Consider the following 17,732-nt stretch of genomic DNA (forward strand, 5'->3'; position numbering starts at 1 on the left):
GTAAAACAGTATCTACCTTTGGATAGTAAAGTTAATAGAAAATTATTTAGGTTAAAGTTTTTATTATCTATTCTTTGCATTTGCGATATTCTACCATATTAGTAGAATAATGCAAGTATAAAAACTTTTCTCATAAAAAGTAGGTTGGTTTTATTTAAAAAAAACAAAAACATTGTGTAATTAATTTTGTGTAAGATTTTTATCCTCCTGATGATAGCAATACGGTGTCCGAATAAAAACGATATCACTGTCCGAATGTCAGCAATACAGGCACTATAAAAAAACATCTATCAAATACTCAGAAAATTGGCACTGACAGAAAGACAGTAAGAAGATGAGATGTAAGGTTGAGAAGGAAAATATAATTCCACCAGCATTATCAGGAAAGATCGACAGTCTTACGAATAGTTAATATTGTAAAGAACAAAATAAAGACTTATACAAATAACGTCACAAAACTTTTGAGGTAATAATGACTAATCTTGATAAATATTTTTTCTATGTCCAATTCTAACAACCAATACAACCAATTGATTATCTTCTATCTTTACAATCACTCTGTAATTTCCTACTCGGTATCTCCAAAACTCATTCAAATTGCCCTTCAAAGGCTTTCCTTTAACTCTGGGGTTCTCCTTAATTTCTTGTTTTTTTAAAAAATCCAATATTCTTTTAGCATCTTTTTTGGGAAGTTTTTTTATCTGCTTTTTAGCATTGGGAGTAAAAACTATTTTATAATTCAAGTTCTTCCTCTATTTCTTCAAGAGGAATTGGTGCTTTTTTACTTTTTTTAAAATCTTCATACTCTTTTTCAGCCAAATAAGCATCTTCTAAATCTTCTATTGTTTGAGACAATGCTTCTCTAATATAAAAACTTTTTGTCCTTTTTGTTTTTTTAGCTAAAATATCCAATCTTTTGTTAAGATCATCAGGTAACCTAATACTGATTGCTTTTCCCATGATACACCTCTGTAATACTTGTATGACAATATAACATTAAAATAAAAAATTTCAATCTTTTTAACATAAACAATATATTGTTTATGCAACTCTATTTAAATGTCAATTTTCATAAAATTTTATGAAAGCACTCAAGATTTTTGGAAAAAAGGAGTAGACGGGATGCGAAAACCACTAATAGCCATATGAATATTTATACCAGAGTATAGAAAACGCAAATTTTAAAGATATTTTATAACTGTGTATAATCACAAAATAACAGATTTTATCACAATAATATCACACAGTCCGGCACCCAATGGCAAAAATAACAACGTCATCATATATTGCAAGTCGTTGCGAGCGACAGCAAAGCAATCTCTTGTTTGCCAACATGTTAGGTATGTAGTTATTACCTTCAAAGTTTGTTTATGCATTGTGCAACATTCTTGAACCAATGTTAGTCTGTGCAAGAATATTTCAATACTTTTTTATTGACATTTAATGATTGTAGTGTAATTATTAAAATATAGTAATTATATTACGATAACCAGGTGATTAATGAGGAATCCATTTGTAATACATGAGATACCGGTAGATGGTGTTTTTTGCAACAGACAAAAAGAGCTGAAAGACCTTGTAAATTTTGCTAAAAACGGCATTAATGTCGTATTATACTCTCCAAGAAGATATGGGAAAACTTCTCTGGTAAAAAGAGTTCAGCACCTCATTCAGAAAGAGGGTTTTTTAACTGTTTACTGTGATTTATTTGGAGTTACTTCTGTTGAAGATATAGCGACTAAAATATCAAAAAGCCTGTATAAAATAGTTTATTCAAATGAAAAATTATTAAATAAATTTATGCGATTAATTGCTTCTTTTAAGCCTACAATTCAGCCAGATCCTTCTGGTGGAGTAACTATTAGTGTGACAAAATCTACTAACCTATATGGACTTGATTTATTAGAAGATGTTTTAGAATCTGTATCAAAAATCGTTAACGACAATGAGTTAAAACTTCATATTGCTTTTGATGAGTTTCAAGAAATAACCGAGATTGATAATTCTTTGCAGATTGAAGCCATTTTAAGGAGGTATATTCAGACTTTTAATATTAGCGTTATGTTTGTTGGTAGTAGAAGAAGAATTTTATTAGATATGTTTAGTAATATTAAGCGCCCTTTTTATCAGAGTGCAAACTTATATGAATTAAAGGCTCTGCCTTATGATGAATTAAAAGATTTTATCAAAAAGCAATTTAAACAAAACGGTAAGACTTTTCCAGAAAGTTTGATAGATAACATTCTTGAAGTAACAAAATGCCATCCTTATTATTCGCAAAAATATTGTTATTATGTTTTTGATTTAGCAGAAAACAAGGTTGATGAAAAAGTGCTAAAAATAGCATTTAATGAAATGTTGTTGTCTGAAAAGCCAATTTACGAAGCAGTAATTCAAGGGTTATCATCTAAACAAATTCAGTTATTGAGAGCTATTGCTATTGAGCCTACAAAATCACCTTTTGCTGTAGAATATATGCGCAAATATAATCTTGGTTCTATAAGTGCTATACAGAATTCTATAAAAAAATTGCAGTCTCTTGATTTAATAGAAAAAAAAGATTCAAAGTTATGGATGCTTGTTGACCCCATATTAGAAATATGGTTGAAAGAATTTTAAGAAAAGAAAAAGACTCAATTTCCTTTGATAATAATTTGAAATGATAATAACCTTTAATTAGTCATAGCCCATATCGTTTCGTATCGTTTTATTCGGACACTTTAAGCACTTCTTATATCTATTTTTTTTGAAAGTTGACAGAGGAAATCGTAAGGGTTCAAATTGTTAAAAACGGCATATTTAAGGATTGTTATGTTTGTTCTCATCTATAATTTGTAAATTTAAAATTTTTTGTAATTCTTTTTTTGCAATATCCTTTTCCCGCCTTTTATTACTCCGTAAACAGTCCAGAATAACAAAAAACATATACAAGTTGTCACTAACCATTGCAACTTTGGGTACATTCTTATGAATTGGTTCGATAGATAAACCAAAAGTATTGCCTTCTGAGTAAGGCCAAACATATATTCTATTACCTACTATTTTATCGCTAACAGGTTTTGCGCTAATGAAAGCAGGTATCCCCCTAACTTCTCCTCCAATTTTTAAAGGAAAAATATAAGGTATTCCATACACAAAAAATTCAAAACAATTTTTCTTAATTGGTTTAAATATATTATCTTGTGTTTTTACAATTAAATTGGATTTTACAAGTTCTTTTACAGCATCATGAACTCTTGAAGCACTTAATGAAAGCATATCGCCAAGGCTTTTGTATGTCCAATTGTTCTGAGCAAATAAGATACCAGATAATACAAGTATATTTCTTGCAATTGAATCTTTTGACTTCATAATTTTATTCTATATTCCAGAATATGGAATGTCAATGTTTTTCAACAATCAAATTATAACTTTTTAGTTGGACAACCAAGTGGTATAAGTGTCAAAAAAATTTGAGTTCATTAAAGCATTATAATTTTTATCAATACATAACTATTAATTATAAACACCGAATAAAAATTGGAGCAGCAAAAGATACTGCTCCAATCGGTTAGCTTTTTAGTTTGTTAATCCTCTTCTTCATCATTCATATCATCATAGGGCTCAAGACTTTCTTCAATATAACTGCGTATATTAGCCACAGCAGGAAAACTTTCCCTAATCTCCTCGGAAAGATAGTATTTTATAAGACAATAGCTCCATAAATCCCACCTCAAATCAAAATAAATCTCATCAATCTCGTCCAAAATTTCCTCGGTAGTATCACAATCGGGGACATCATTGAGGTATTTTGGGAAATTAGTAGAAATAAAATCTTTAAACTCTTTGAATTCTTCTAATAACTCTTCCCAATTATTGGAAATAATCTCTTCGTATGTTAACGGAACATCATATTTTCCATGTAATACATAGACGGGATATAAGAAATAACAATCAGGTGGTGCCAAGAATTCATTTGAAGAGAGCAAGTGCACTTCGTATTTTAGATCAATAGGATTAAAATACAGAATAGTTTTAAAACCATCAATTCCCATTCCAATCTCTTCAACAAATTCATCGATAGACCATTTTTCATTTAAAGCTTTAGCTACCAAGTCATAATCAACCTCATAATAATCATAACAACTAAACGTAGAATTATAAATTCTGTAAGTTTTTTTCATTTTTTCACCTCCATTTTTAAAAACACTCCAAGCCAATCTGTTTTTTAAAATTGATAATTTCACCTCCTTCCTTTCTTATTGATTGGCTTCGATAGAAATAAAAAAGATAGTCAATGTAAAATTACGAATTTTCAGAAAATTTTTTAAAATTTTTCATTATTTTTTTTAAAATATATGATTTGTACATATTTGAGGATGGAAATTTCAGGTAGTTGCCATTTATTACAACTGACATTTTAATTAAATATTACAATGCACCATAAATTGACGAAGTAACTCTCTAATGATAAAATTTATATAGATTTTACGTTCAGATGGCTGCAATATAATAATTTAGGAGCAATAAATCGAATGATTGGCATACTACTTAAAGCAACGGGAATATGGTTTGTTATCGTTGTTGCTGCGATTATGAATGGTGCGCTTCGTGAGAAAATACTAGTTCCAATAATTGGATCAGATCTAGCTCTACCTCTAAGCGGTGTTTCATTGGCAATTATTGTTTTTGTGGTCTCATTAATTTTTATCCCATTTATTAGTACATCAGAGCCAAAAATATATATTACAATTGGACTGTTTTGGGTGGTGCTTACATTGCTATTTGAATTTATTTTTGGACATTATATTGCAGGCAAATCTTGGAAGGATGTTATGCAAGTGTTTAATGTTAAAAAAGGAGATTTGTTTCTCGTGGTTCTATGCATAACCGCAATCTCGCCCTGGTGTACGGCAAAGGTAAGAGGTTTATTTTAAGCGTGGTCACTTCTAACAAGGCAAATCTTTTAAAGAGTCACTTATTTGTCGCTTTATTCTTAACACTTGTTTCTTACTTTAAAATAGTTATATTTAATCATGCAGCCCACGGACAAATCCTCTCCCGCTTCCTTTGAAGCGGTGATGAACCCATTTATTTTTTAGTTTTGTTATAAATCTTCATCAAATTTCAATATCAGTATATCATATGATGTAGGATGTTCTATTTATCAGTAGTTTTGCCAAGCAAATTTGCTAGAATATTTTCTTGACATAAAATAATCATTAATTAAAATTATTATGAAAAGTCAAAATAATAATCATGAATGGATTTGAATTAAAATTCAAAGCTAGATTAAAAAAGATTTCAGAAGAGCTTAATGATATAGAGAATTTTCTTAGGGATAATGGAATTGATATACCAAATCAAAATATACCCCTTAAGCCTGATGAAAAGATTCGGATACCAAGAAGATATATCCGAACTGTTCACTACTTTGAACAAAAGTATAAATTATATGATTTGCTTGAAGACGAAGTTTTGGTAAAAAATATTTCTTATGCATTACAAGCATCAGACCTGTTTAATTATATATTAAATCGCTTCAACATTAGATTATCAGTTGGAAAAGTTTTTTATAAGTTTGCTATAATTAACATCTTTTCAATTATTGAATCACTTCTATATGGAATTGCTAATAAATGTCATTCATATTGTATGGTAAATAATAGAGTTTGTAAAAACAATGATAGCTGTAATTTTTATCTTAAAAAAGCAAACAAATATCCATTTGAAAAACTACTATATACTTTAAGTCAAAAAGGTCTAATTCGTATGCCACCAGAACTTCAAAATAAATTATTAAAAATAAAAGCTTTGAGAGACAATATTCATTTATGGGATGTCAAAAATAAGGACTATTTTAATGATGACTATAATTTGGACAATTACAATTTTTTAATTAAGCTACTAAATATATTAAAAAAAGATTTAAACAAAGCTTTAGAAAATTTTGAACATAATAGAAACAATAACTGTAATAAGAGGTAAAAAGACACTTTGTTTGGCAGTTATTTCATTATATTGGAATTTCAAGACCCTGTAATAAAAACTGTGTAAGCTCTTCTTATAGGGACAGATTTTCTATATCCCCACAACAATATATTTATTTTAGAGGAGAGTTGGTAGGTTTACGAATGGTTAATATGCCTTAATGGGGCTAAGAAGGATTTTACACAAATTACGTTACAGGGTCACAGATTCTAATTCTTTTAATTTTTTCATACACCATTGTCTTTCTTCGTCATCTTTTGGAACTTCTCTTATTCCATAACCTATAACATTTCCATTTAAAACACGTCTAAGGTTAGGATAAATATAATTAAAAAACATTTGCATTCCCTGAAAATAATTTTTTTCCCTTTTAGATGATTTTAAAAAAGATAAGAATACACCTGCAATATAATCGGTAATTTGAATACCTACTGAATGATGTGAATTTTCAATATTCAAACTATCTTTAATACAATTATAATTTTTAATGAAGTCACCATTGTTGTATAAATCAAAATAAATTTTTCTCAAAAACTCATTTTTCTCATTATTAATTGGATCGATAAAAAGCACAGCCAAGTTTTCTCTATTAAATTGTAATTCCATTTGAATTCTTTGAAGATGTTCTTGCAAATGGAATTTTAACATTTCCTTTTCTTTAATTTTATAATTTTTTGAATTTCTTGTATAGGTTACAATAATTTTCTTATATTTCAGCCTATTAATTAACATTAAAGATTTTTCTACAAATTCAACTAATGTGTGATAATTAAAATTATCTAAAAATTTGATTTCATGATCATCTGGTATCTCTTTATTTTTAAATTTCCGTAGTAACCAAAGATACGACCATTTTAATTCTTTTGCTAATGGAAGGTTATATTCTTCTTTAAGTTTACGAAACTCATCATTAAGTGTTTTCCACTCATTAGAGTTCATCATTAGAGTTACTCTAACATAAAATGGATGACTACGTAATTGTCTATTAGACATATCCTGTTTATAATAGCCAGCTTCATCACTAAAACAAAAATAGGTTGACATATCCTTTCTTACTAGCTTTATTTCTATTTTTCATTTTCAATCACTTCAATTTCTTCATCTGTTAACTCATACAATTGATAAACCAAAACATCAATTTTTCTTTCTAGTTCACTTATATCTGCTTCAAAATCTTCTTTTTTTGTAGCAATAATTTTTTCAACTAAAGCCTCTATTTGTAAAACTATATTCTGATTTTCTAGTTTAACTGATGGCAAGGGAATGTTTAGCATAGGTTCTTTATCAATTTGAAAGTTTTTACCTTGCATTTTTCCTTTATGCCTTAACCAAAACTTAATCAATTTAGAGTTTAGGATGCCTGTCAAAAACTTTAAATTGAATCTATCAGTTTTTATTATATAAAAAGTTGCTGAAACATAACAATCAAAATCCGTATAAGTAAAGGTTGGTTCTTCACACTTTCTAACAGATATAATTTTTTCACCTTGAAAAAACCATTCATTCCGTGCTCTATGTAAACCATATGGTTTATTATCTGATGTTATAACAGCCTGAAATTTATCCAAGTGCTTTTTGATATTGGGATAATATTTCATTTTTAATACATTTTTGAAAGACGAATCGGTATATATTATCCATTCAGAATTCTTTATATTACCATAATACTTCTTTAATTCTTTCGTGGTGTAATACGGTTTTATTATTTCTAATTCATTTTTATTAAAAGAAATATTGTTTTTTTCTTTTTCACTTATTACAAAAATTCCATCTCCTATGTTGGCCTTATCCCCAATAAAGTTTAAATGTCTGTTTATTACATAATCTTGAGGTATAACAATACCCTGAGAAATTTCATTTTCAGTTAAATTAATGCAACCTTTTTCTGAAATCTTTTGGAGAACTGATTCGGTTAAATCATCCGAGATACTTATACTCTTACCTATAAAGTTTTTTCTATTTATAATAGGCGTTAAATACTCATTGTTAGGATTTGGATTTCTTTGTAATAAGTCTAATACATCTTTAAAAGTTGGTTTTTTGCTAATAATCCTTCTTAAATCAAAGGTATAATTATCTGTCTTATTGTCTTTTTGAAATATCATAATCATTGTTTGAATACCCGCATCTTTAAATATTTTATAATCATTAAAATCAATCAATTGGAGTATCTTTGTTTCTTTAATAACTTTGTCCCGCATTTTTGAAGCTCCAAAACTAGTTGTCCAATTATTTTGTGCAATAAATGTTAAAATTCCTCCATTTTTCAACAAATCGATTCCTACACAAACAAAAAAATACCAAATATCCATTTTTCCTTTGTAATAAGGAGAATTTCTTAAACCATCAAATGCTTTTTTATGAGTGTATTCTTTAATGTACGGTGGATTACCAATAACAATATCAAATCCATCAGAAACTCCAAACATCCATTCAGGATCAAACCAATTAGCATAAGTATTCTGATTAAAAATGTCATATTTTGCAATCAATGAACTGGTATTTTCAGTCAAACCCAATTCCATAAGTTCCTTTTTCAACTGTTGTCTTAATTTTTTATCTTTTTCCCTAATAGATTTTTTAGCACTTGATGTTTTTGCAGAAAAATATCTATGTCTGAGATTTTTTATTCCATTTTCTATTCTTTCAACTTCAGGAGTGTACGCTATATGCCCACCTGTTGTAATGGGAATAAGAGTATTTGCAGCTACAAATTTTGTCTCAAGGTTTGGTAAAGCTAAAATACCTCTATTTTCTTTCGTATCATAAACTTTTTGATCTACTACAAGAGATATGAAAAATCTCAATTTACTTATCTGTACAGCTATTGGCTGTATATCAACGCCATATATACAGTTTTCAATTAAATAAAGTTTTCTTGCATAGTCAGGATAATTTACTTGCTTATCAAAAGCTTCATTAATCTCTTTTAATCGTTTTTCTCGCTCAGCTTTATCACTTTCACTATGAAAAACTTCTTCAGTCTCTTTTATCGCATTTTCAATTTGTATATTTTCCCAAAGCTTGTTATCTGGATCAACTTTTTGCAGGATATAGACAAGTTTGTGCAGCATACCCATAGGAAAAGCACCTGAACCACAGGCTGGATCTATGACTTTTAGCTCTGCTATGGCTTTTACAATTTTGCTCCTAATAGAATCAGATAAATTTATTTCTTCATCATTGTAGGAGATTATTGATCTTAAAGTGTCATTATCTAACTCTGTGATTTTATTTTTTAAATAATAAAATAGAGATTCATCCACCATAAAGTTTACTATTTCCCTTGGGGTGTAATAGCTACCAGTTGCTTTTCTTGCGCTTTCAGAAGTCTCTGGATTATAGGATGCTAACAAGTTCTCAAAAACCATCCCAAGAAGCTCAGGATCCAACGCGACTTCTTCATCAAAAGGAGAATTTTCATCAATGGTAAAGTTGTATGACTTTAAAATACCAATAAGACCTCTAAAATTAACCGATTTGCCGAGGCCAAATTCTGATAAATCTACTCTTTTCTCCTCGTTAAAGAATAAATAATCAGGAACTATTGCTCTCTTTTTAGGATTTCTTGAAAATCCATCTATATATACTTTCTTGCCTTCTATTTCCATATCAAGACACTCAAAAAGACCACCATTTAAAAATGGGGTGATATCAAAAAGCTTTTTAAACTCTTCTTTACTGATGTTTAACATTTCTTCGTATCGGTAATAATTTGTTATCCAATATGTTGTCCTATTTTCCAAGAAATCTTTGTTTTCTGCAAAGCCTCTATCATCAATAGGTCTATTCAGTGTACCAAAAAAGAGATTTTGTAGAATGGCGTTGTAGAAATAATGTGAGTTTGATGATGATTTAAAATCCTTTAAAATCTTTCTTAAGAATTCTTCGTCAAAGATTTTTTCTGGAATTAGACCTTTCTCTTTAATAAACCATACAAAAATCAGTCTTGTTAATAATCTGATAAGATTTATTTTATTTCTTTGTTCTGTGTCTTTTAGCTCCGGTAAATCATTGGGAAACTTCACTTTGTCCAAAGCATAATGAAACCAATTTGAAATCTCGCTGTAAAACTCTTTAGTAACTTTAGCTAAGCTAAACGCTTCTTTTAAACTTTGTAGAGAGGTAAAATCAGCTTCATTTAGCTGGTTGATAAAAGTTTTATTTGTAAAGTTTTTGGAAACAAAATAAGTGTACCTTTTATAACTACTGAGCTTTTCCTTTTTACCTTCATGTATTTTGTGAATAAGAGAAAATCTAAAATCACCTTTGTCATCATAAAAAATAAAAATCCCTGCTTTATAATGCCAATTATCTTTTAAAATCTTTTTGGCAAGATCAAACTGCTTTCTCTTTCCACTTCTTTCAGTAAGTGTTTTATTTACTTTTACACCAACAACTGCCAGAGTATCTATCTCATCTATGGGCATTTCACCAAGCAATAATAAATCGGAAAACCCCTCTTTCTTGAATTCTGCATAATCAAGATGTTCATTTATACGGGTGTAAGCATAATTCTTATCTTCAAAAACTTTATGAAATTTATTGATGTTAAAATTTTCTATGATTTCTTGAAGTCTTTTTTTGATATCCATATCATACCCCTATATTTCTGTTCTCAATAGCAATGATTATCTCTCTTTTAAGATTTAGTTCTCTATTTTTTAGTTTTTCAAGATAATCTTCACCAAGAGTATTATAGAGATTGTCAAGCTCATTCCAAAACTTTTCGGAATCTTTGGGATCTAAGTTTGCAATCAAACGAAGTGTATAATCTGACAATGTACCATAATTTAGCATATCCTCTTTTAATGACCTTAAAAATTTTAAATATTTAAAAATCTTTTCATCTTTTAGGCTCAACAAGTAGTCAATATTATTAAAAGCTTTTTTTTCTATGCTTAGTTCTGAAGTAGGTTTGCGATACGGCTCTTTGTAATTTTTAATTTTTTCATACTCATCCCAAAAACTCTCACTAAAAGCTATTCTCTGCTCATCATAATCAACTTCTATTCTTGGGATAACTTCTTCTAATGAAAAACTTTTAATTTTTTTGTCAGGACTATTATAATCAATTCCAAGAACAAATAACCTATTTTTCTTATAAAAAACTAAAAGCTCATCTTTTTCATATTTCTTGGCAACCTTTATGCGATAAGGAAACTTTTGTATATTTTCAATGACTTGAGGATACTTTTTTTTGATTTCTTCATATTTATTGAGAACTTTTGTATAAAAACTTTCTTCTTCAAGCTCTTCTGGGTTAGTCATTATTTTGGAATAAAGTTCTGATGGGCTAATTTCTTCACTTTCATCAAAAATCCTTGCATCCTCTCCCAATATATTATGAATCATAAACATTTTGTTTGCAGCTATTTCTCGGGATTTTACAATATTTGCACCTTTCTCAGTTGGGAAAAAATTTACTATGTATAATTTGTCGAATACCTTTTTACCTATTCTATTGATTCTACCAAGCCGCTGAATAACCCTTACCGGATTCCATGGAATGTCATAATTTATAACTATTCCCGCCCTGTTAAGATTAAATCCTTCAGAAATTTTGTCTGTACATAGTAAAATGTCATAATCGTTACTTTTCTTTTCATATGAGGCATCAAAGTTTTCATAAATTTCTTTAGCCTTTGTTACTCCAAGAGCGCCGTCAACGACTAACACTCTGTTATTAAAAGCTTTATTTAACGGCCCAGCCAAATACCTAACTGTATCAGTAAATTCAGAAAAAATTATTACTTTTCTATCAGGCTCTTTTTCGAATATCTTTTTAATATTTGCGATGAGGCTCTCAATTTTCGGATCATTTTGAGTAAGTTTTAAGGATTTTACATCTTCAAGGATTGATTCAAAAAGCAAAATATCTTCATTAATATCTTTTAGAAAATTCTTATTTTTAAATTTTTCTACTTTATAGCGTTTATGCTTCTTTGGATAAATATCACTTTTCTTTCCATATTTGATTATTTTTTCCTCATACTCTTTTAAAGCTTCTTCAATTTCATCTAAATCAGCATCATATATTTTTTCTATCAGAGATCTATCAAGTATATATTCTCCTGTTTTTTCTATAAACTCATATACAAGTTTATGTATTCTGAGAAAATTCTCTATAGACTTTACAAAAGCGCCAAAGGAACTTTCAAATCTTCTTACAATCATCCTCCTCATAAAATCAAATAAGTTCCTTTGCTGCATATACTCTCTAAAGTCATCCTTTCCTCTGTTTTCATCATCTAAACTTACAGATTTCTCATATTCAAATGGTCTGTAAATTGCACCGTGGAACTTGCCGCCAAGCTCAATTCCGCTGAAATACTCGTTAATTACTTTGTCATAGAAAAGGCTTTGATTTTTTGTTAACTCATAAAACCACTCAATGGGAGGCTGAACTTCTGATAGGTCTTTTATTTCCTTTTTGTATTTTGGATTTTTAATCAAATCCAATCTGTTTCTTCTTATTGTTACTGGTTCGATATAGTTTTTAATAAGCATTGAAATGTGTCTTATGTCACTTTCTATATCTGATAAATCAATTGTTTTTTTACCGTATATTTTCTCATATTTTTTCAAAGCGGTATTCTTTTTTTGAGGATCAACACTATTGTAGTGCCTTTTGATATACCCTAAATCTTTAAATAAAGCTTCCAACTTTGCAAACAAGAACTCCAAGTTATTATCTATCGTAATGGTAGACTTTTTTGGTATTATAAAGAGCTTGAGCAACGAAAAAATATCATTGGGTCTATTATTAAAAGGTGTAGCTGTTAAAAGTACCACATTTCTATTTCTGCATATATTTTCTAACAAATGATAATTATAAGTATCTTGATTTCTAAACCTGTGAGCTTCATCCACAATAATCATCTCTATATCATCGTGTCTTTTTACATAGTCTAATACTTCTTCAAGCTTCCCTACGGATCTGACATCCCAGTCAAATAATCTGAAATCCTCAAGATATTTTTTCCAACCAGCAGTTTTATTTTCATCTCCAACCAATCCAGGAGGACATATTACTATACCTCTTTTTTTAGAAGCTGCAGCTATTAGGCATGCAATAACAGTTTTTCCAAGACCAACCACGTCAGCAATTATCACTCCGTTGTGTTTTTCAATTATCGATAGGGCTTGTTTTACAGCATCAATTTGATAATTATAAGGTTTATATCCAGCACTTTTTATAATGCTTTTGATATCAACTTTTTTCTGAGTTTCTTCATAAGTATCAATATAGGTTTTCAATACAAAACAGTAAGCCTCAAAGGGAGTTATTTCTTTTATCAGTGTTTCGTTCTTAATTATTCCTACTAACTGCTTTTTAATTTCATTTCGCTCAGTAATCTCAACTGAGTCTTCCCATAACTCATCAAAATATTTTTCAGCATCTTTAAAACCATAGTCACTTATTTCAACATTAAACTCATTTTGAGAGGTTAAGCCTGATTTTGTGAGATTGCTACTGCCTGTAATAAATAGATTTCTCTTACCTACTTGAGTCTCATCTAATTTAAAAAGATAAAGCTTTGCATGATTTGGTTCTCTTGTTTTTCTGATAATAACCCGGTCATTAATAATAAGTTCAATATAAAATTTTACCTGCTCATAAAACTCCTTATTATCAAACTCATCATTATTAATTGCTGATTTTACATCCGATAAATAATTTTCTATAAATTCTTGCAAAGACATTTGCTCAGATACTTTATCAACTTCAATAATTTTCCCGTTAATTTTATCAACATTTAAACCCACTAAAATTTTCAAAAATGTTTTATTGTTTATTTTTAAAGAATCAATTAGTTCACGAATTCCAGAAAAATAAAAGAATCCTACAAGAAATTTTAATTCATTACTTGCTGTAATGAGAGTATTTATCCTCTTACTTAATTTCTTTTCAGAATGATTAGTAATAAAATTACTCAAGATACCCACCTAACTCATTAATGGATAAATTATATCACAAATAATAAAAAATTCTACGATGATTTGAAAAAAGTTTTTATAAATTTTTCATTGACTTGTTGTCTTATAATTTCTCAGAAGAAAGGGATTTTTGTAGAATGAGGGTTTTATGAGAAAGGTTGTTAGTGTTGATATCGGCTATGGTGATGTTAAGGTAGTGTTCTCTGAAGGTGGCGGATTGCGGCAGGAAAAGTTTCCTACCGCAATTGCATCGATTTCATCTGAAAACTATTCAGATGGGACCTTATTTAAAAAAGAAATATCTTTCTCTTTTGAAGGGCAATTATACTCTGTAGGAGATATTGCAAAAGCGAATGCAATTGTTACCACAAGTTATGAATTCTTGTACAAATATTCTCCATTGGTTCTTTATTACATCATTGAGAAATTTAATATTGATTATTCGAATACGGTGATTGGTCTTGGTCTACCTTTATCTTACTATACCAGGGAAAAAATTGATAATATGCATCATAGATTAAAAAAATTCGCTGTTAATGATATCTCAATATCTGCTGATGTAAAAATCTTTGCACAAGGCGTAGGATGTTTTTTTGACTATCTGTTTACAGATAATGTTGCTATTACCAATGGAATTGTTGTCGATGTAGGATACAATACAATTGAATTCATTGTCATTCAAAACGGTAAGGTAAAAAAAGCTGACTCAAGAGGGATGATTAAAAAAGGTCTGAGTATGCTGGTAGTGGAATTACAAAAAATAATTCAGTCTAAATATGAACTGGAATTGACTGAGCAGGAAACCATTTCTGCATTAACACAAGAATGTATCACTTTATATGGGAAGGAGATTTCATTGACAGAAGAAATCTCAAAGCTTAAAAGGTGGTATGCTGATACAATTATTCAAAATTTGATAGGCATGTATGATGATAAAATAAAAAAGTCTGACATCATCATTCTTGCTGGTGGGGGAGCTTATCATATCAAGGATTTTCTGCCTGAAAAATATTATAATCTCATTTACATTCCTACTAATTCTGAATTTAGTAATGCAAGAGGATTTTTCTATATCATGCAAAATCAAATCAACAGCAAAGGGCAGTAAAAGCTGCCCTCTATTCATCAAATTCACTCATTAAATCGTCGTAAGAGAGATCAATATCATTTATATTGATGATGTTTTTCTCTTTTTCTTTTTTTATCTTGGGTAGAGGAGCTTTTTCTTTAAATACAGGATTATCTGTTTGTTTTACATCATCATTTTTTTTATTTTTTAAATATTTTGAGTGTGGAGTATCTACTGCTCTTTGTTGTATTAATATCAGATAATCGGTTAACATATCAATAATCACATTTCCTCGATATGGTTGAGGAATATTTTCTAAAAAATCCATAAGCGTGCTGTTATAATCACTATTCGCTGTAAAAGTATATTTTTTCTTCATCCCTCCCTCCTTCATAAACAACAATTCTACAACAATTATTAAAAGGCACAGGTCAATAAAAAGTAGCAAATATGTAGATAAAAAGTGGCGATTAAGTGGTTAATAAGTAGCGTTAGAACAGTTTTCTGAAAAAAATGAATAACAGTACATAATTCTGAATAAAAAAGTGCTTGCACATTTTTATATAGGTCATACTGTACAAAGTAACTTCATTACCGCTGTGCGGATAAAACTTTTGATTACAAGGAAATACCGCAGGTATATTCTGACATTCTTTTGATTTATTTTAGGAAATTTCAGGAAAGTTTTTTGTAAGCTTGAGGAAGTAGTCAATCGTTCACCTTGCTTGACAAGGTGAACGATTGACGGATGATCGCATAACTTATTGTAAATACTTCCATAATAACCTATTTGATTACACAGAAAAAACAGAAAAATTGGATTAGGTGGCAGATAAACAGATAACATGCTACTTTTTCAACAACGGTCATGTTGTCTGTAACCGTGAAAGTGCCGATATTCACGCTATCTACCATCGGAAATTACCCCTTATAATCCGGTTCGTCCGGTTCAATATAGATTGCCGAGGGCTGTACGGGTGCCTTAAAACTCGTAGGATTATCGCTAAAAAGGTTCATTGCATCGGCTCAGGCAATCACGGTGATGAGAAAAATTAAGAAAAATTGAATAAAATTGTCAGGGTGATGACCCTGCGCTTTTAATTTCCCTTTGCTAAAGGTGTAATCTGTTCAATTTTAGTCTTTTTACTTGCTTTATAAAGATCGTATTTTATCTGTAAATTCATCCAAAACTCTGGAGTAGTACCGAAATATTTGGCCAATCTCAGTGCCATATCAGGACTGATAGATCGCTTTTCATTTATTATTTCGTTTATCTTTCTGTATGTAACATGTAATTCTTTTGCCAGTTTCATTTGCGACATCCCAAGTGGAATTAAAAACTCTTCTCTTAAGATTTCCCCGGGATGTGTTGGCATCCTTTTTAATTCAAATGACATACAATATCCCTCCGTATCGTTTGTTCATTTTATATTACTTATAATAATGATGCAAGAAATAGTAAAAATTTCATTGACCTGTGTTCTTAATTATTTTTGAAAGGTAAGGAGAACTAAAAAGGAGGGGACCATGAAGGTAAAGTTGAAGAGAAATTTTATTGGAGAAAAAGATTTATCGAGGAAACCTGCAGCATTTAGACTGGCAAAAGAAGTTGTGAGGTCAGGTAATGAGGGAACAATCAAAAAGACTGTAACAGCAATCAGAAAACTTGCAAAGTTCGCAAAGGAAGAGCTGGAGTTAAAAAACCTTGCAAAACTTCATCCAGAACACATGAAAGAGTTTGCTCAATACCTTCGCGATGAAGTAGGAGATGGCGACATTTCAAAAGCACATGCAGCTAATATAATTTCTTCGCTAAATAGGATTTTTGATCATTATGGGCAAGATACCTTAAAGCTTTCAGCAGAAGCAGAAGGATTGAACAGAGGAACAAGATATTACAACATAGACAGAAGTGTAAACTACAATCTTCATAAGCAGTTTACTAACTATCTGACAGAGAAATTTATATCAACTGGTGATCATAGATTTGAGGCATTACGGATTCAGGTTGAAATGGAAAGAGAATTTGGTTTGAGATTTAAAGAATCGGCTTTGCATGATGCAAAAGGTATTCACAAAAGAGATCACTTACTTGACGTAGTAAAGGGGACAAAAGGTGGGCAGCCAAGACAAGTGCCTATCCGTGATGAAAAAGGTTATGAACTTTTAAGCTATGCTAAAAATTTAAAAAATGAATTTGGTTATACAAAGTCTCTCATTCCTGATGATTATTCATTTAACAAATGGCAGAATTTTGCCTACAATGTTGTAAAAGACTTTAATGAAAGATTTAATTGTAATTATCATTTTCATGGTGAGAGGCATGCTTATGCTCAAAATAGGTATCTTGAACTGACGGGCTTTGATGCACCGGTTGTATCAGGTTTTACAAACGGGTCTTATCTTGAAGTTATGGCAGAATATTATCAGATAAGTATAGATGAAGCAAAAGACCTTGATTATGAAGCCAGGATGATAATCTCCGAAGAGCTTGGACATCACAGAATTGATGTAACAAATTATTATCTGGGGAAATAAAATGAGATTGTGGGATCAATTTGTTAGACGGTATCGAGTGACAGGCAGTAAAACGACTGTTAAGCAAGATTATCGACTGCTAAAAAATTATTTTTTCCCATTTTTGGAAGAGAGAACGACTCTTAAAGATCTTAACAATTTAAGCCAGAATGAGATCAACGGTTTTTATCATCATATTTTATCACTTGTAAGAAAAGGTGAAATGAGCAAAAGC

Annotated in this window: 14 protein-coding genes and 1 pseudogene; 6 read left to right on the forward strand and 9 right to left on the reverse strand. The window is 29.9% G+C overall.

Annotated elements, in window-relative coordinates:
- Positions 1–476: 476 nt before the first annotated feature.
- On the reverse strand, positions 477–743 hold the full coding sequence (locus tag OWK30_RS10905; protein WP_423326424.1) for a type II toxin-antitoxin system RelE family toxin: 267 nt from the start codon (positions 741–743) through the stop codon (positions 477–479).
- Entirely contained in the window at positions 733–960 is a 228-nt protein-coding gene (relB, locus tag OWK30_RS10910; protein WP_423326425.1) for a type II toxin-antitoxin system RelB family antitoxin, read from the reverse strand. The genes OWK30_RS10905 and relB overlap by 11 nt, the downstream gene beginning before the upstream one ends.
- Before the next feature lie 540 nt (positions 961–1,500).
- Between relB and OWK30_RS10915 the strand changes: the two genes are divergently transcribed.
- Positions 1,501–2,619: an AAA family ATPase gene (locus tag OWK30_RS10915; protein WP_423326427.1), complete on the forward strand. Its 1,119-nt coding sequence runs from the start codon at positions 1,501–1,503 to the stop codon at positions 2,617–2,619.
- A 180-nt stretch (positions 2,620–2,799) separates the two neighbouring features.
- Here the strand turns inward: OWK30_RS10915 and OWK30_RS10920 are convergent, their stop codons facing one another.
- Positions 2,800–3,351, reverse strand: a complete 552-nt coding sequence (locus OWK30_RS10920) for a hypothetical protein (RefSeq protein WP_423326429.1) — start codon at positions 3,349–3,351, stop codon at positions 2,800–2,802.
- Between the two features lie 215 nt (positions 3,352–3,566).
- Positions 3,567–4,163, reverse strand: coding sequence for a hypothetical protein (locus OWK30_RS10925; protein ID WP_423326431.1), 597 nt, complete (start codon positions 4,161–4,163; stop codon positions 3,567–3,569).
- A gap of 351 nt (positions 4,164–4,514) precedes the next feature.
- Between OWK30_RS10925 and OWK30_RS10930 the strand changes: the two genes are divergently transcribed.
- Entirely contained in the window at positions 4,515–4,916 is a 402-nt protein-coding gene (locus tag OWK30_RS10930) for a hypothetical protein (protein ID WP_423326433.1), read from the forward strand.
- A gap of 322 nt (positions 4,917–5,238) precedes the next feature.
- The gene (locus OWK30_RS10935; RefSeq protein WP_423326435.1) at positions 5,239–5,967 is read left to right on the forward strand and encodes a hypothetical protein; all 729 of its coding nucleotides are present in this window, start codon (positions 5,239–5,241) and stop codon (positions 5,965–5,967) included.
- A 195-nt stretch (positions 5,968–6,162) separates the two neighbouring features.
- Here OWK30_RS10935 and OWK30_RS10940 read toward each other — a convergent pair whose 3' ends face one another.
- The 3 genes from OWK30_RS10940 to OWK30_RS10950 are packed head-to-tail and all read right to left on the reverse strand — an operon-like array spanning position 6,163 to position 13,920.
- Positions 6,163–7,014 (reverse strand): DUF3800 domain-containing protein, encoded by an 852-nt coding sequence (locus OWK30_RS10940; protein WP_423326437.1) that lies wholly within the window; start codon positions 7,012–7,014, stop codon positions 6,163–6,165.
- Between the two features lie 23 nt (positions 7,015–7,037).
- Complete coding sequence (locus OWK30_RS10945; protein ID WP_423326439.1) at positions 7,038–10,565, reverse strand: Eco57I restriction-modification methylase domain-containing protein; 3,528 nt, start codon at positions 10,563–10,565, stop codon at positions 7,038–7,040.
- A gap of 1 nt (position 10,566) precedes the next feature.
- A complete protein-coding gene (locus tag OWK30_RS10950) occupies positions 10,567–13,920 on the reverse strand; it encodes a helicase-related protein (RefSeq protein WP_423326441.1) in 3,354 nt (1,117 codons plus the stop codon).
- Positions 13,921–14,059: 139 nt separating this feature from the next.
- Here OWK30_RS10950 and OWK30_RS10955 point away from each other — a divergent pair, with 139 nt between their 5' ends.
- On the forward strand, positions 14,060–15,019 hold the full coding sequence (locus tag OWK30_RS10955; protein ID WP_423326443.1) for a ParM/StbA family protein: 960 nt from the start codon (positions 14,060–14,062) through the stop codon (positions 15,017–15,019).
- A 10-nt stretch (positions 15,020–15,029) separates the two neighbouring features.
- Here OWK30_RS10955 and OWK30_RS10960 read toward each other — a convergent pair whose 3' ends face one another.
- Entirely contained in the window at positions 15,030–15,359 is a 330-nt protein-coding gene (locus tag OWK30_RS10960) for a hypothetical protein (RefSeq protein ID WP_423326445.1), read from the reverse strand.
- A 718-nt stretch (positions 15,360–16,077) separates the two neighbouring features.
- On the reverse strand, positions 16,078–16,377 hold the full coding sequence (locus OWK30_RS10965) for a HigA family addiction module antitoxin (RefSeq protein ID WP_423326447.1): 300 nt from the start codon (positions 16,375–16,377) through the stop codon (positions 16,078–16,080).
- 130 nt (positions 16,378–16,507) lie between these two features.
- On the opposite strand from OWK30_RS10965, the gene OWK30_RS10970 reads away from it, so the two are divergent.
- The gene (locus tag OWK30_RS10970; RefSeq protein ID WP_423326449.1) at positions 16,508–17,518 is read left to right on the forward strand and encodes an integrase domain-containing protein; all 1,011 of its coding nucleotides are present in this window, start codon (positions 16,508–16,510) and stop codon (positions 17,516–17,518) included.
- A 1-nt stretch (position 17,519) separates the two neighbouring features.
- A pseudogene (locus OWK30_RS10975) lies at positions 17,520–17,732 on the forward strand (hypothetical protein); the annotation flags it as partial.

Source organism: Deferribacter abyssi (assembly GCF_049472655.1).
Classification (GTDB): Bacteria; Chrysiogenota; Deferribacteres; order Deferribacterales; family Deferribacteraceae; genus Deferribacter; species Deferribacter abyssi.

Excerpts from the sequence above, each read along its gene's own strand:
- relB (WP_423326425.1), bottom strand. The coding sequence starts at position 960 with ATGGGAAAAGCAATCAGTATTAGGTTACCTGATGATCTTAACAAAAGA.
- OWK30_RS10915 (WP_423326427.1), top strand. The coding sequence starts at position 1,501 with ATGAGGAATCCATTTGTAATACATGAGATACCGGTAGATGGTGTTTTT.
- OWK30_RS10920 (WP_423326429.1), bottom strand. The coding sequence starts at position 3,351 with ATGAAGTCAAAAGATTCAATTGCAAGAAATATACTTGTATTATCTGGT.
- OWK30_RS10925 (WP_423326431.1), bottom strand. The coding sequence starts at position 4,163 with ATGAAAAAAACTTACAGAATTTATAATTCTACGTTTAGTTGTTATGAT.
- OWK30_RS10930 (WP_423326433.1), top strand. The coding sequence starts at position 4,515 with ATGATTGGCATACTACTTAAAGCAACGGGAATATGGTTTGTTATCGTT.
- OWK30_RS10935 (WP_423326435.1), top strand. The coding sequence starts at position 5,239 with ATGAATGGATTTGAATTAAAATTCAAAGCTAGATTAAAAAAGATTTCA.
- OWK30_RS10940 (WP_423326437.1), bottom strand. The coding sequence starts at position 7,014 with ATGTCAACCTATTTTTGTTTTAGTGATGAAGCTGGCTATTATAAACAG.
- OWK30_RS10945 (WP_423326439.1), bottom strand. The coding sequence starts at position 10,565 with ATGGATATCAAAAAAAGACTTCAAGAAATCATAGAAAATTTTAACATC.
- OWK30_RS10955 (WP_423326443.1), top strand. The coding sequence starts at position 14,060 with ATGAGAAAGGTTGTTAGTGTTGATATCGGCTATGGTGATGTTAAGGTA.
- OWK30_RS10960 (WP_423326445.1), bottom strand. The coding sequence starts at position 15,359 with ATGAAGAAAAAATATACTTTTACAGCGAATAGTGATTATAACAGCACG.
- OWK30_RS10965 (WP_423326447.1), bottom strand. The coding sequence starts at position 16,377 with ATGTCATTTGAATTAAAAAGGATGCCAACACATCCCGGGGAAATCTTA.
- OWK30_RS10970 (WP_423326449.1), top strand. The coding sequence starts at position 16,508 with ATGAAGGTAAAGTTGAAGAGAAATTTTATTGGAGAAAAAGATTTATCG.